At 63.0% G+C, this 13,996-nt stretch carries 16 protein-coding genes and 1 tRNA gene; 10 read left to right on the top strand and 7 right to left on the bottom strand.

What is annotated here, in order from left to right:
- Positions 1–24 precede the first annotated feature (24 nt).
- Positions 25–936 (bottom strand): PHP domain-containing protein, encoded by a 912-nt coding sequence (locus I2E13_RS05390; protein WP_229057841.1) that lies wholly within the window; start codon positions 934–936, stop codon positions 25–27.
- Positions 937–1,276: 340 nt separating this feature from the next.
- Here I2E13_RS05390 and larC2 point away from each other — a divergent pair, with 340 nt between their 5' ends.
- The 6 genes from larC2 to I2E13_RS05360 all read left to right on the top strand — a co-directional run bounded on the left by larC2 (position 1,277) and on the right by I2E13_RS05360 (position 6,685).
- Positions 1,277–1,762: a nickel pincer cofactor biosynthesis protein LarC2 gene (gene larC2 / locus I2E13_RS05385; protein WP_229057840.1), complete on the top strand. Its 486-nt coding sequence runs from the start codon at positions 1,277–1,279 to the stop codon at positions 1,760–1,762.
- 53 nt (positions 1,763–1,815) lie between these two features.
- Positions 1,816–2,364 (top strand): phosphodiesterase, encoded by a 549-nt coding sequence (gene yfcE, locus I2E13_RS05380; RefSeq protein ID WP_195404412.1) that lies wholly within the window; start codon positions 1,816–1,818, stop codon positions 2,362–2,364.
- Positions 2,365–2,366: 2 nt separating this feature from the next.
- Positions 2,367–3,227, top strand: coding sequence for a nucleoside triphosphate pyrophosphohydrolase (gene mazG, locus I2E13_RS05375; RefSeq protein ID WP_195404411.1), 861 nt, complete (start codon positions 2,367–2,369; stop codon positions 3,225–3,227).
- 189 nt (positions 3,228–3,416) lie between these two features.
- Entirely contained in the window at positions 3,417–4,706 is a 1,290-nt protein-coding gene (gene eno, locus I2E13_RS05370) for a phosphopyruvate hydratase (RefSeq protein ID WP_117629967.1), read from the top strand.
- A 195-nt stretch (positions 4,707–4,901) separates the two neighbouring features.
- Entirely contained in the window at positions 4,902–5,663 is a 762-nt protein-coding gene (locus I2E13_RS10915) for a hypothetical protein (protein WP_229057839.1), read from the top strand.
- 20 nt (positions 5,664–5,683) lie between these two features.
- The gene (locus I2E13_RS05360; RefSeq protein ID WP_195404410.1) at positions 5,684–6,685 is read left to right on the top strand and encodes a Ppx/GppA phosphatase family protein; all 1,002 of its coding nucleotides are present in this window, start codon (positions 5,684–5,686) and stop codon (positions 6,683–6,685) included.
- Between the two features lie 150 nt (positions 6,686–6,835).
- Here I2E13_RS05360 and I2E13_RS05355 read toward each other — a convergent pair.
- Positions 6,836–6,920, bottom strand: a tRNA-Leu gene (locus tag I2E13_RS05355).
- Positions 6,921–6,951: 31 nt separating this feature from the next.
- Positions 6,952–7,575, bottom strand: a complete 624-nt coding sequence (locus I2E13_RS05350; RefSeq protein WP_195404409.1) for a hypothetical protein — start codon at positions 7,573–7,575, stop codon at positions 6,952–6,954.
- A gap of 163 nt (positions 7,576–7,738) precedes the next feature.
- Here I2E13_RS05350 and I2E13_RS05345 point away from each other — a divergent pair, with 163 nt between their 5' ends.
- Positions 7,739–8,026, top strand: a complete 288-nt coding sequence (locus I2E13_RS05345; protein WP_006235903.1) for a PTS sugar transporter subunit IIB — start codon at positions 7,739–7,741, stop codon at positions 8,024–8,026.
- Positions 8,027–8,037: 11 nt separating this feature from the next.
- On the top strand, positions 8,038–8,412 hold the full coding sequence (locus I2E13_RS05340) for a VOC family protein (protein ID WP_117862613.1): 375 nt from the start codon (positions 8,038–8,040) through the stop codon (positions 8,410–8,412).
- A 74-nt stretch (positions 8,413–8,486) separates the two neighbouring features.
- Here the strand turns inward: I2E13_RS05340 and I2E13_RS05335 are convergent, their stop codons facing one another.
- From I2E13_RS05335 to I2E13_RS05325, 3 genes are read right to left on the bottom strand one after another with little or no spacing between them, the layout of a single operon-like run.
- Positions 8,487–9,782, bottom strand: a complete 1,296-nt coding sequence (locus I2E13_RS05335; RefSeq protein ID WP_195404408.1) for a sensor histidine kinase — start codon at positions 9,780–9,782, stop codon at positions 8,487–8,489.
- Entirely contained in the window at positions 9,766–10,551 is a 786-nt protein-coding gene (locus I2E13_RS05330) for a response regulator transcription factor (RefSeq protein ID WP_195404407.1), read from the bottom strand. Before I2E13_RS05330 ends, I2E13_RS05335 begins: the two co-directional genes overlap by 17 nt.
- A gap of 18 nt (positions 10,552–10,569) precedes the next feature.
- Positions 10,570–11,112, bottom strand: a complete 543-nt coding sequence (locus tag I2E13_RS05325; protein WP_117769939.1) for a UBA domain-containing protein — start codon at positions 11,110–11,112, stop codon at positions 10,570–10,572.
- A 353-nt stretch (positions 11,113–11,465) separates the two neighbouring features.
- Here I2E13_RS05325 and I2E13_RS05320 point away from each other — a divergent pair, with 353 nt between their 5' ends.
- Positions 11,466–11,705 (top strand): hypothetical protein, encoded by a 240-nt coding sequence (locus tag I2E13_RS05320; RefSeq protein ID WP_195404406.1) that lies wholly within the window; start codon positions 11,466–11,468, stop codon positions 11,703–11,705.
- An 85-nt stretch (positions 11,706–11,790) separates the two neighbouring features.
- Positions 11,791–12,516, top strand: a complete 726-nt coding sequence (locus tag I2E13_RS05315; protein ID WP_117840481.1) for a metallophosphoesterase — start codon at positions 11,791–11,793, stop codon at positions 12,514–12,516.
- A 15-nt stretch (positions 12,517–12,531) separates the two neighbouring features.
- Here the strand turns inward: I2E13_RS05315 and gluQRS are convergent, their stop codons facing one another.
- Positions 12,532–13,551, bottom strand: coding sequence for a tRNA glutamyl-Q(34) synthetase GluQRS (gluQRS, locus tag I2E13_RS05310; protein WP_267472472.1), 1,020 nt, complete (start codon positions 13,549–13,551; stop codon positions 12,532–12,534).
- Positions 13,552–13,996 lie beyond the last annotated feature (445 nt).

Raw genomic sequence — 13,996 nt, 5'->3', positions numbered from 1 at the left:
TTGGGGACGTTCTTAAACGACTAGTTAGGCGAGGGGTGTGGATTCCCATTCGCCGGTGGGGTGGGGGACGTCGAAGGTTCGGTAGCCACAGTCGTAGGCGTGTGCCTGGGTCTCACGGATGTTCCAGCAAATGTCGCAGGCGCGGTGTGCGTCCGAGCCAAAAGTGATCGGCACCTCGGCGTGGGCGAAGCAACGCAACAACCCGGTCGTGGGATAGTAGTCGTCGAGTCCCTTGCGCGGTGCGGCGGTCGAGACCTCAACGCGGCGGCCCGCGTCGTGTGCACACTCTGCCATCTGCCCCCAGAACGGCGCGGGGTCAAAGTCGGGCGCAAAGCCCTCTTTCGAAAAGCGCATGACCAGGTCGGGGTGAGCCATTACATCAAAGTTGAGCGGGCTCTCGCAGGCGCGGCACCAGTCGTCGACGTAGCGCTCCCACACGCCGCGCACGCCCAGGTTTTCCCAAACGTGCAGGTCGGTGTCGTCGTCGATCCAACCGCAAAGGGAATCGGGTGTATCGGGGCGAGCGACGTTTTCCGTTTTCGCCGTACCCGCGGCACCGGTCATGATATCGCCTGGGTTGCCAATCCAATGCACGCTGCCAAGGCGTACGACGGCGCCCTGGGACCAGCGCTCTACCAAGGGCTCGCAACCCTCGTACCAATCGCATTCAAAACCGTAGATAAAGGTGAGCTCCGGAGCGATCTGCGCGGCGAGTTTGCGGGCGTCCTCAAAGGCCAGACGATGTGCCGTCAGGTCACCCTCGACAACCTGTACTTCGCAGTTGGCGTCCATGCTGGCGGGCAGGGTGAGGTGATCGGTCGAGACCATGACGCGGCAGCTGGCCGCAGCAGCGGCGCGAACGTTGTCCTCAAACGAGGCATGACCGTCCGAGAACGAGGTGTGGGTGTGGCAATCGACCAGCGGGCAAGCAGGCATGGCAGCTCCTTTGCGTCAAGCGAATCCGCTTCATTGTAATGGCGTAGCTCTCAACACGCCGGACACGCCGGGGGTCGAAATCGATTGGAAAGGCTGCGCGACGCGCGGTGCGGCCTCGCTTGCGCTCTCAAAACGTGTACATCAGCCTCCAAAAGCTGCAAAAAATGACATGTTTGGAGGCTGACGTACACGTTTGAGTGGAGCGGGCCGGCATTGGAGCGCGCCAGCACTTGCGCCCAGCAAAAGTCGCACCTATCCCATGACGCCGCCCCTGCGCCGCCCGCGATGTGCTAGCGTTTGGATGAACAAAACGAGCCCGCGCGGAAAGGAGCCGGACCGTATGCCATGCGATAGCACATCCCCGCTGTCCCGCGAGACCGATGCGCCCGAAACCATCGTCAAGCTGGAATGCGATATTGATGACGCGTCGCCCGAGGTGCTTGCCTACGCCGCCGACCGCCTGCGCGAGGCGGGTGCGCGCGAGGTGCACTGGCTGCCCGTCTATTGCAAGAAAGGCCGTCCCGGCTGGCAGCTGCAGGTAATCTGCGCCCACGAGGACATCGAGCGCCTGCAGACGATCATCTTTTTGGAAACCACGACCAATGGCATCCGTCGCCAGGTCATGGAACGCGTTTGCCTGCCACGCCGCTTTGAGCAGGTGACGACGCCATGGGGCGAGGTGTCCGTCAAGGTGGCCACCCTGCCCGACGGCAGCGAGCGTGCAGCGCCCGAGTACGAGGACTGCGCTCGCCTTGCCCGCGAGCACGGTGTGCCGCTCCAGCGCGTGATGCAGGCAGCACAAGCCGCGGCTCTGCAATTTGAGTGACACGGTCGGCGACGCGCCACACCCACCCCATCAACCTCACCGAAAGGACCACCATGAAATACCTCATCGCCTCCGACATCCACGGCTCGGCATACTGGGCTGAGCGCCTCTGTGCCGCCATCGAGTCCGAGCAGCCCGACCGCATCGTTCTGCTGGGCGACCTGCTCTACCACGGTCCGCGCAACGACCTGCCGCGCGATTACGCCCCCAAGCACGTGATCCCGCTGCTCAACGCCCTAGCCGACCGCATCATCGCGGTGCGCGGCAACTGCGACGCCGAGGTCGACCAGATGGTCCTCGACTTTCCCGTCATGGCGGACTACGCCATGCTGTTCGACGAGACCGGCCGCGAGCTGTTCCTGACGCACGGCCATGTCTTTGGCGCCGGCATGCACAACAGCGTCGACCATGCGCCCGCGTTGCCCGAGGGTTCCGCGCTCGTCTACGGTCACACGCACATCAAGGTCAACGAGGAAAGCGCTGCGCACCCGGGTCTGTGGCTTTTCAACCCCGGCAGCGTGAGCATTCCTAAGGACGGCTCGCACAGCTACGGCATCTACGAGGGCGGCGCGTTCCGCCACGTGATCCTGGAGGAGGACTAACCATGGCCGAGCATATGGCTCAGCAAAATGCCGAGGGCTCGCGCGATCTGTCCACGCTGGTCGACGCGTCGGCCGAGCTGCAGCATCTGGTGCAGACCATCTGGCGCCTGCGTCAGCCCGACGGCTGCCCATGGGACCGTGAGCAGACGCACCGCAGCATTGGCAAGAACATGATCGAGGAGGCCTACGAGGCGCTCGACTGCATCGAGACCGACGACGCGGCACACCTGCGCGAGGAGCTCGGCGACGTGCTCATGCAGGTCGTACTGCATGCGCAGATTGCAGCGGACACCGGTGAGTTTACGCTGGCCGATGTGGCGCGCGATATCGACGCCAAGCTCATCCGTCGTCACCCGCACGTGTTTGGCGATGCGGATGCCGACAACCCCGACGAGGTGCTCAAGATTTGGGACGAGGTCAAGCTTGCCGAGAAGGCGGCCAAGGACAAGGCCGTGGCGACAGGCAAGGCGCTGCCCGAGGGTCTGCTCGACGGCGTACCCACACATCTGCCGGCGCTGATGCAAGCTCAAAAGGTGTCGCGCAAGGCGGCGGCCGTGGGCTTTGAGTGGGAGACGGTCCAGGATGTGTGGGACGAGGTCGCCGAGGAGCGTGCCGAGTTTGAGGCCGAGGCTCCCGGCTCGCCCGAGCGCGAGATGGAGTTTGGCGACCTGCTCTTTGCTCTGGTCAACGTTGCGCGCAAAGAGGGGATTGACGCCGAGAGTGCCCTGCGCGCGAGCACGGCCAAGTTCCGCCGCCGCTGGGCTGCGATGGAGCAGATGGCGGCTGACGCCCACGTGGATCTTGCCGAGCTTTCGACCCACGGCCTTAACGACCTGTGGGATGCCGCAAAGGCGGAGGAGTAAGACTGCGGGAACGACGGGCTGACACGCCTCATCGTTCCCGCTAAATTTTTCGAAAATCAAGTGTATCCCTCGGTTAACTTAGGGCATAATGCAAAAAGTGCGACATGGCTAACTTACGGAGGCGCACCGACGGTGCACGGTCAGCCGGTCGCTTGCATCCACTATGTTTCCAAGTGAGAGGGAGACAACATGAGCGATATTTTGGACGTCTACGGTCGCGAGGTGCTCGACAGCCGCGGCAATCCCACCGTCGAGGTCGAGGTCGTGCTCGAGGACGGCAGCTTTGGCCGCGCAATGGTGCCTTCGGGTGCTTCGACCGGCGCCTTTGAGGCCTGCGAGCTGCGTGATGGCGACAAGGGCCGCTATCTGGGCAAGGGCGTCTCTCGGGCCGTCGAGCACGTCAATAACGAGTGCGCTAACGCCGTCGTGGGCCTCGACGCCTTCGACCAGCGCGCCGTCGATGCCGCGCTGATTGCCGCGGACGGTACCCCCAACAAGACCAAGCTCGGTGCCAACGCCATCCTGGGCGTGTCGCTGGCCGTCGCCCGCGCCGCTGCCGAGTCGGCGGGTCTTTCGCTGTACCAGTACCTGGGCGGCGTCAACGCCCATCTGCTGCCCACGCCCATGATGAACATCCTCAACGGCGGCGTGCATGCCGACAATAACGTCGACTTCCAGGAGTTCATGATCATGCCAGTGGGCGCCCCGAGCTTTGCCGAGGGTCTGCGTTGGTGCGCCGAGGTCTACCACACCCTCAAGGGCGTGCTGCACGAGGCAGGCCTGGGCGGCGGCGTGGGCGACGAGGGCGGCTTTGCGCCCAACCTCAAGACCAACGCCGAGCCGTTCGAGTACATTACCAAGGCCGTCGAGAAGGCTGGCTTTAAGCCCGGCGTTGACTTCATGTACGCCATGGATCCGGCCTCGACCGAGTTCTACAACGCCGAGACCGGCATGTACGAGCTCAAGGGTGAGGGCGTGGAATACACGAGTGCTCAGATGGTTGATTACTGGGAGAAGCTCGTCGACACCTACCCCATCATCTCCATCGAGGACGGCATGGCCGAGGAAGACTGGGACGGTTGGGTCGAGCTTACCCGCCGCATTGGCAACAAGGTGCAGCTGGTGGGCGACGACCTGTTCGTCACCAACACCGAGCGCCTCAAGAAGGGCATCGAGCTGGGTGCCGCCAACGCGATCCTGGTCAAGGTCAATCAGATCGGCACGCTCACCGAGTCGCTCGAGGCCATCGAGACCGCCAAGGAGGCCGGTTACGCCTGCATCGTGAGTCACCGCTCCGGCGAGACCGAGGATTCCACGATCGCCGACCTGGTCGTGGGCGTCAATGCCGGCCAGATCAAGTCGGGCGCCCCGTGCCGCAGCGACCGTATCGCCAAGTACAACCAGCTCATTCGCATCGAGGACGAGCTCGAGGGCAGCGCGCGCTACGCCGGCAAGGCCGCGTTCTACAACATTCGCTAAACGGGCGAATTTGGCGAGGAGGAGGCTGACTCGGTTCCGCCCCGCCTTGGCTGGACGCCGCAAAGCGCTGTGGGCGCTGGGCCATATGGCTCAGCGCCTTTTTTATGTCGAGCAAAGGCTGGCGAAGGCGGTGCGGGCGCTCGTGCTATAACTAAAGGACTTAGCGCAAACAAACCTCAACCGCACAAGGCGCACATGGATCAGATTTACGACAACAGGTACTATTCCGCCGGTTCGCGCGAGCCGTCGCCTCGCCCTGCGCGCACGGTGCAGCTCGGTGGGTCCGCCTACGCCGGCGCCGACCGCTCCACGCAGCGCCCGACAAGTACCTCGCGCCCCAATGCTCAAGTGAATACTTCGACAGATGGACCAGTACGTCCGACACGTTCGTCGCATTCGTCGCGTCCGTCGGCCCAGACGCACGACAAATCGAGCAGACCTTCGAGCCGTCTTTCGGGCTCGGACTTTATGCGCTACGCCAACGACAATGCGGTGGTCAAGGCGATCTATGACTTTACGCATGGATCTCTGCGCCCGCTGTTTATCGGTATCGTGGTGGCGCTGGCGCTCGTGAGCCTGTATTTCCCCGTGCGCGACCTGTACGTGGCAAAACGCTCGAGCGACATCTTGGCCAAGCAGGTTGAGATTCGCGAGCAATATAACGACGAGCTGCAAAAAAGCGCCGACAAGCTGCTCTCGGAGGAGGGTATCAAGGACGCGGCGTCCGAGGACCTGGGCCTGGTGATGCCCGGCGAGAAGAAGATTGACGTGCTAGGCTTGGACGACGATTCGGACTCGTCGTCGAGCAAAAAGTCCTCAAACGCCAAGAAGGCCAGCGAAGTGGTCAAGGAAATCGAAGAAGTCGGCAAGGACGCGCCGTGGTACATCCAGGCGCTCGACATGCTGTTTGGGTTTAACGGCGTCGAGGGTCAAACGGTCGTGTCCAACGGCAAATAGCGCCCGGAGGGGAGCCCGCAATGACAAATTGCAAACGCTATAAGGTGGCCGCGATCGACCTGGGAACGGTGTCGTCGCGACTGGTGTTGGCCCAGGTCGAGGGCGGGGCGATTGTGGAATCGTCCAAGCATACCGAGATTACCGACCTGGGCGAGGGCGTGGACGCGACGGGGCGCTTTTGCGAGGCGGCTGTCGAGCGTGTGCTCGCTGCGTGTCACATGTTTGTGGACGAGGCCCGTGCCTTTGGGGCCGTGTGCGTCTGCACCACCTGCACGAGTGCCGCGCGCGATGCGTCCAATGCCGCGCTGCTGCTGGACGGCCTGCGCGATCTGGGGCTTGAGCCACAGGTGATTCCGGGCGAGGTCGAGGCGCGCCTGACGTTTTTTGGCGTGGCGCACGACTTTGCCGGCGAGCGCATCATTGTTGCCGATTCGGGCGGCGGGTCGACGGAGCTTGCGACGGGCGTATACGCTCCGGAGCGCGGGGTCTTTGCGCTGGAGGGCACGCGCTCGCTGGACATTGGCTGCCGTCGTGTGACGGAGCGCTTCTTCTCCGCGTTGCCGCCTGCGGACGACGAGCTTGCTGCCGCTGCCAACTGGGCGGGCGAGCAGTTTACGGCGTACTTTGAGAGCCTGCCCAACAACTTTGAGCGCGCCGAGCGCTTGGTCGCGGTGGGTGGCACCGTCACCACGCTCGTGGCGCTCGTTCACAAGCTGGAGCCGTATGATTCGAGCTTCGTGCACCTGCGCGAGCTTTCGATGGATCAAGTTTCGGCTGCCATCGAGCGCATGGCCGCACTGGACGTTGCGGGCATCGCCGCTCTGCCAGGTGTGCAGCCCAAGCGTGCGGGCGTGATCTTGGCCGGCGCCGTGGTGATTCGCGAGCTCATGCGCGCCGGCGGCTACAAGACGCTCACCGTAAGTGAGAACAGCCTCCTCGCCGGCATGGCCGCCACCATCAACGAGACCCTCGACGGCACAACCCCCACCATCGGCTGGCCCCCCAGCCTCAACGCCCTTTAACCATCCCCTCATAAGTTGCGGTGAAATACGGACTAAAATCGCCCTTTCGGGCCCCAAACAGTCCCTATTCCACCGCAACTCACCATCTGTATCGGCATCCAAAAGAAACGGGCCCGCATCCCCAGGGGACACGGGCCCGTAACCAATACATGGTAGGGGCGGTGGGACTCGAACCCACAATCCTTGCGGCGAGGGATTTTAAGTCCCCTGCGTATGCCAATTCCGCCACGCCCCCGTGAGACTAGAAGTCTAGCACAAGCCGTCCGTTACGCGTTGACGGCCATCGAGTGTTGGCCCGACTTCTCCAGGAACTCCTGGAACTTGGCCTCGTCGCCCTTGTTCTGGTACTGCAGAGCCAACAGGTACTCCAGGCGGCAGCGTTTGACCGGGTCGTCGCCGACATCCTCGAGCATGCGCTCCAGCTCGGGAATGTCGTTGTGACGCTTGAGGATCATCGTGTCGTACATCAGCTGGCACTCGTGCGCGACCGCCTCGGCCTGACCGCCCTCAAAGCCCTTGATTTCGTGCAGCAGCTCCTTGGACTTTTTGCGGTCCTCCTGGCCAACGTAGTAGTTAAAGGCCTTGATCACCAGGTCGACGCGCTGCATCTTGGGCAGGTTGAGTCCCAGCAGCAGGTCGAACATCTCGCCGGCGCGCTCGTGGTCCTCGCGCAGCAGATAGGAGTTCAGACGCAGGTAGTCGCGGTTGTAGCGCGGGTACAGCGTGCTGGTGAGTTTGCCGTCGAGCAAACGATCGAACTCGGCCCACTGTTTGGCGGCCATCAACTGTTGCAGGCGTTTAAACGTAGTGCGTTTTTTGACGCTAAAGAACACCGACACGGCGATACAGATGATAACGACGGCGGTCCAGAGTGTGCGGGAATCGGGCATGTTAGGATCCTTAGTCGCTCATAAAGCGAGCGGTATGACAACACGTACTAGATGTATTATACGCAGCGCACAAGCAAACTGGCATAAAAGCTCATCGAGGCTGAGTGCCATCGCTCGCTGCGGTACACTTACCTAAAGTAAACCATGAAGGGAGACATTACCTATGAAGAAGATCGTTTTGGCTTGCGGTGCTGGCGCTGCTACTTCCACGCTCGTTGCCCAGAAGGTCGCCACCTTGCTCGACGCCAACGGTTACGCCGACAAGTACGAGATCGTGCAGTGCGCCATCTCCGAGGCCAAGGACTACTGCGACGAGGGCGCCGATCTGCTGATCGCCACCACCGTTGCCCCTGAGGGCCTCACCTGCCCATACGTGAGCGGCGTGCCCTTCATGACCGGCATGAACCGCGTCGCTGCCGAGAAGGCCGTCCTCGACGTCATGGCTCAGTAGGCGCTGACTGTATGAGTGAGCAGAACGCCAATCCGGTCGAGCTCTTTGGCATGCGCGTTGCCCATGTGGGCATTAACGCCACCGACCCGGCAGATGCCCTGGGGATCGCGGAGCTGTTCTCGACGATGATGGGCCTGCCCGTTATCGAGACCCCGGTTTCGTACTTTAACGATTCGCTGATCGAGGTCATGAAGCAGAACGGTCGTGGCACCAAGGGCCACATCGGCTTTGCCGTCAACGACATCGATGCGGCCGAGAAGTGGTTTGCCGAGCGCGGGCTCGAGGTCAACGAGGAGTCGCGCGTGCTGCTGCCCGACGGCGGTACCAAGCTCGTGTACTTTAAGCGCGAGTTCGCCGGCTTCGCCGTGCATCTGTGCCGCGAGTAGCGCACAAGCTGCCATAGCTAGCAAAAAGGGATAGAGCCGCCTGGCCCTATCCCTTTTTTATGCCGAGGGGCTTTCTACCGCGGCAGGCGAATCGTAAAGCGGCTGCCGACGCCCTCGACTGAGGTCACGCCAATGACGCCGCCGTGGCTGTCGACGATCCACTTGGCGATGGCGAGCCCCAGACCCGAGCCCTGCGCGCCGGCATCGCGCGCGTTGTCGGCGCGGTAGAACCGTTCGAATGCGTGAGCTGCGGATTTCTGGTTCATGCCGATGCCCTCGTCCTCAACACTTATGTCGATCGTGCCCGCGCCCGCATCCGGCGTCACGCCAAACGAGATGGATGTGCCCGCGTCCGAATACTTGGCGGCGTTTTGCACGATCACGCGCAGAGCCTGCTTCACGAGCGCCACGTCGACGGGCGCGTCGCAGCGCGGGTCGCTGGCAAGCAAGGCGTCAAAAGCCAGCCGATACGTGTGCTCGGCATCGATCATCTGTGACTCCTCGCATACCTCGCCGACCAGTGCGGCCAGGTTGGTATTCGCACGCCGCAGGACCGTGCGCCCGGCATCGCCGCGTGCCAAAAACAGCAGCTGCTCCACGAGCTCCTGCATATGCTCGCTTTCGGCCTTGAGGGACGCGATGGATTCCGCCAGCACGTCCGGGTCATCTTTGCCCCAGCGGTCGAGCATGTTTACGTAACCCTGAATCACCGCGATGGGCGTTCGTAGCTCGTGGCTTGCATCGTTGACAAAGCGCATCTGCTGCAGCTTTGCCTCTTGCATCTGGCGCAGCAGGCGGTTGAGCGCGACCTCGATGCTCGCCAGGTCGGCGTCGCCGGTGGTGACGCTCGGCGAGTCGACGCTTGCGCGCTCGATGGCCTGCTCCAGCGTTTCCATCTTGCCGCCGGAGAGCTGCATACGGCTGAACTCGTCTACGCGCAGGGCCAGGTCGTTGAGCGGTGCCATGGTGCGGCGCACGCGGCGGGCGCCGCCGAGCATGTTGAGCACGCTGATGACCTGCCCACCTGCAACGACAAGATAGAGGGGCCACAGCGCGATGAGGTCCTGCGCGAGGGGGAAGGTCTTGGTGGTGCGCGCAAGCTCGACGGTATAGGTGAGCGTGGCGGGGTCCCAGCCGTGCGCGGGCGTCAGCGACATGCCGTGGACGGCGGCACCGGGGATCCATCCCGCGGTAAACGCGCCGTCGGGCAGCGTTTGGTTATAGCCATAGATGAGGATCGCCGCCGCAGCAACCAGCAGCCACAGGTCGAGCCAGATGTAGCTCGCCAGGCGGCGCCACATGTAGCTCCAGTTGATGGCACGGGCGATGGAGGTGACGCGCTTGGTCTCGGCGTTACGCGCGGCAGACATAGCCCACCCCGCGCACGGTTTGGATGATGCGGGCACCGCCGGCGTCTTCGATCTTGGCGCGCAGGTGCGCGATGTGCACGTCGACGTTGTTGGTGTCGCCCACGTATTCGTAGCCCAGCGCCTCGTGCGCGATGCGCTCGCGCGTGAGCACGGTTTCGGCATGCGTCATAAGCAGGGCGAGGACGTCGAACTCGCGGGCCGTGAGCGCGATGGGCGAGCCGCCGACCGTGACTTCGCGGCGGTCGGGGTCGAGCGCAACCGAGCCCACGGCGAGCGCAGCGGGGGAGGGCGCGGCGGAAGCCTGGGTCGAGTCGCCGACCGGGGGCATCGCAGCGGCTCCGGCGCCCGCGCCGCCTGCCGTGCCCGCCCCAGTACCGGCGCCGACCGCGCCCGAAGCCGCCCGTACGGCTTCCGAGCGCTTCAGCGCCACGCGGATCCGTGCGAACAGCTCCTCAATCGCAAACGGCTTGGTCAGGTAATCGTCGGCGCCGGCATCGAGCCCGGCCACTTTGTCCATCACGGCATCGCGCGCGGTGACCATAATCACCGGCACATCCTTGTGCTTGCGTACGCGCCGCAGCACCTCCATGCCGTTGAGCTGCGGCAACAGTACATCGAGCAGAATCAGATCGTAGTCGCGCTCCAACGCCAGGTCAACGGCGGTGCGGCCGTCAGCGGCGTGCTCCACCTGGTAGCCTTCGTGCTCCAGCTCGAGTGTCACAAAGCGGGCGATTTTCTCCTCGTCCTCTACGATCAGGATCCGTGCCATTCATGCCCCCGTCTGCGATTACTTGTCGTCGTTGAGATTTTGCTTGATGTCGTCCGCGGCGTTAGCAGCGCTATCCATAAGGTTGTTGATGCTGCCGGGCACGTCGCCGTCGCTGTCGATGCGGTAGCGCATGCCAAAGAACAGGCCAATCAGCATCAGCCATATCGTGGCGCCCCAGGCAAACAGCGCGACGATGGGGATCAGGATGGGGATGTTGAGGATGATCGCATCGCGGCGCGTGGCGATAAACTTGGTGTCCAGACTCAGGCGGAAGAGCTTTTTGAGGTACTCCCACACGCCGTCCATCTTCTTGGAGAAGTCGGTCTTTTCGCTCGACTTTTCGTAAGCGACCTGCGCGGCGACCATCTCGGCAGAGGGCTCATCGACTGGCGCGGACTCGGTGGCGGCATGCGCCGACGTGGTCTGGGTCTTGCCCTGCGACTCGAGCCAAATGATGGCATCCAAAACGTTGCCGTCGGCAGCGTCGAGCGCCGCCTTGGCATCGGTGTAACTCACGTTGCACTTGGTGCGGATGGTTTCAACTTTTTCGAGGTCGTCCATGACCTGTCCTTTCGTTCGATGGGCGCGACGCCGGGCAATTTGCTCGGGCGCGAGCGTTGCGTTCGGCGGTTTGCGTTGCGCCGCCCCGCCCTTGGTCGAACTCTATAGTGCAGGTTATAGATTAAGCGATTCTTGAGCCAAGATTAATGTTGGATGAGTTTTTGGGTGGCAGTGGGAAAAGTATTAGACCTCGATAGCGGGAGATGGGGTGCCGGTACAAAACGGCGTCAAGGGTTGGTCGAGCAGGCGGTTTCTCCATTGATGTCTGCACGGCATGTGACACTTACTCTGCCGCTTCGTTCTGCCACGGCGGCATGCATCTGAACAACGACCCTCTAAGGAGTTCGATATCGATGGGCGACAACGCAAAGCATCTCGCAAAGAAGTGCGTTAAGGACGCAGGACCGTGCCTTGCGCTGTGCGTAGCCGGCGCAGCGGTCGCGCTGCTGGCTGTTCGGGGGCCATTCGACGTGCTTCGAAGTGCCAGCTCTCTGCACGTTTGCATGGCCCTTGCCGGCGCCATGATGACCGGCGGCGTGCTCGATCTGGTTTTTTGGGTGCTTGATCCGTTTGGATGGAAGAACGAAGGGTAAGCCCTAAGGGATGGAAGGGCTGGAACGGCTGGCTTAGTGATCGTGCAGAATGTGGGCTAGCGACTTACAGGGAAGTGGTGATCCGATGACGGTCTATGTGACGGGCGATATTCACGGCGGCCTCGACATGCAAAAGCTGCGCGATTGGGATCTTGGGGAAAGCCTGACGAGCGACGACTATCTCATCATTGCCGGCGATTTTGGCTTTCCGTGGGATTTCTCTGTCGAGGAGTGCGCCGACATCACTTGGCTGGAGTCGCGCCCCTATACCGTGCTGTTCGTCGACGGCAACCACGAACGTTTCGACCACTGGGCAGAGCGCCCCATGGAGTTGTGGCACGGTGGGCTGACGCAGCGTTTGTCGGACACCTCGCCCATACGGCGCCTGACGCGCGGCGAGGTTTTTGAGCTCGACGGCTCAACGGTCTTTACCATGGGCGGCGCCACGAGCGTGGACAAGGAATACCGCATTCCGTATTCCAGCTGGTGGCCGCAGGAGCTGCCGGACGAGCGCAACTTTGAGGAGGCGCGGACAAAGCTCGACAGCGTGGGCTGGAAGGTCGACTACGTGATCACCCACACCTGCCCTACGCGCATGCTTTCGCCCACGCTTTATCCGGCGCCCGGCTGGAATTGCCCCGCCGTTGATCGGCTTACGGCGTTTTTCGATGAGCTGGAAGATCGCTTGGACTACAAGCGCTGGTACTACGGGCATTTTCATCGTGATGCCAACCCGGCCGAGCGCCATACCGTGCTCTACGACTGCATCGTTCGCCTGGGCGACGAACTCCAGCCTTGGGATGTTGCGTAGGGGGGGTGTATTTGGCTACTCGGTCGTTACAGTGATGTTCTCTCGGTGCGCGCGGATGACGTCCCAGCTAAAGTGCTCGACCAGCCGCTCGGCAGAGCGCGGCGTGGTGTCCGGCGCGATGCCCGTTTGCCCGGCGAGCCAGCCCAGCAGCGCTTCGGGCGTGCCAAAGCGGGCGCGGAGTTCGCCCAGGTCCAGATCGCGGTCTCGTTTGGAAAGGCGGCGGCCGTCCGGTGCCATGAGCAGCGGAATATGTGCGTAGTGCGGCGTGGGCAGTCCCAACAGGTGCTGCAGATAGATCTGGCGCGGCGTGGACCCCAGCAGGTCGCATCCGCGCACGACCTCGGTGACGCCCATGGCGGCGTCGTCGACCACCACGGCTAGCTGATAGGCAAATACGCCGTCGCTGCGGCGGACCAAAAAGTCGCCGCACTCGGTGGCGAGCGCCTCGCATTGGGCGCCGTACGTGCGATCCACAAATTCGATCACGTCGTCTGCGAGGTCGTCGACGGTGGGCACGCGCAGACGTGTGGCCGGGGCGCGCAGGGCGCTGCGGCGGGCCACCTCCTCGGCCGAAAGACTTCGGCAGGCGCCACGGTAGATGGGCGTGCCGTCGCTCGCGTGCGGTGCACTCGCGGCGTGGAGCTCGGCGCGTGTGCAAAAGCAGGGATAGGTGAGGCCGGCGTCTTTCAGCCGGCGCAAGGCGCTCTCGTACAGGTCTAGGCGGTCGTGCTGATAGTAGGGGCCTTCGTCCCACTCCAGCCCCAGCCAGGCCAGGTCGTCAATCAATTGAGCGGCAAGTTCGGGGCGCTTGCAGCGATCGTCCAGGTCCTCAATGCGTAACACGATGCTGCCGCCCTGGCTGCGGGCCGAAAGCCACGCGCACAGGCAGCTGAACACGTTGCCCAGGTGCATGCGGCCCGAGGGTGACGGGGCAAAACGGCCCACGACAGGCGCGGGGGCGGGGACGAGCTTGCTGTTGGTCGCCGTCGACGTGGCCACGGCGGGCGTTGCTATGTTGCATGCGTTGATATCCATGCGGACGAGTATAGCGCGGGGTGAGGTGAGGGGAGGCGTCGTCGATGCTCGCAAGTTGCCGCGGCCGCGCGTTGCGCGTGCCGGACCACCGGCTCGGCACCTTAATCGTCGTCAATCAATCTAGCCCTCAAACGACAGAAACCCCGGCAGCTCTTCGCAACTGCCGGGGTTTCCGCGGAAAAGGGGGACATGATCCTCGAGCGAACGGCAAAGGGGCAAACCATTTTCGCTCAACTGCTTTATGCCCCTCGCTCGCCGGCTTAATCGGCTCACGCCGCGCCCACACAAAGCCGCTACACCTGTGATGGAGCTATGAAGTGGTATCTATTGCCGGAGCGGGCTATGCCAAGGAGTGTCCCAGATTGCCGGCAGATAAGGAACGTCCCCAGGTGCCGGCCGCGGGCGTAACTTTTGTCCTGTTTAATACTCCGCTGGCCTAGATGCT

The sequence above is a fragment of the Collinsella aerofaciens genome, from assembly GCF_015554145.1.
Taxonomy (GTDB): domain Bacteria; phylum Actinomycetota; class Coriobacteriia; order Coriobacteriales; family Coriobacteriaceae; genus Collinsella; species Collinsella aerofaciens_AA.
This window is presented reverse-complemented; position numbering and strand designations above follow the sequence as displayed.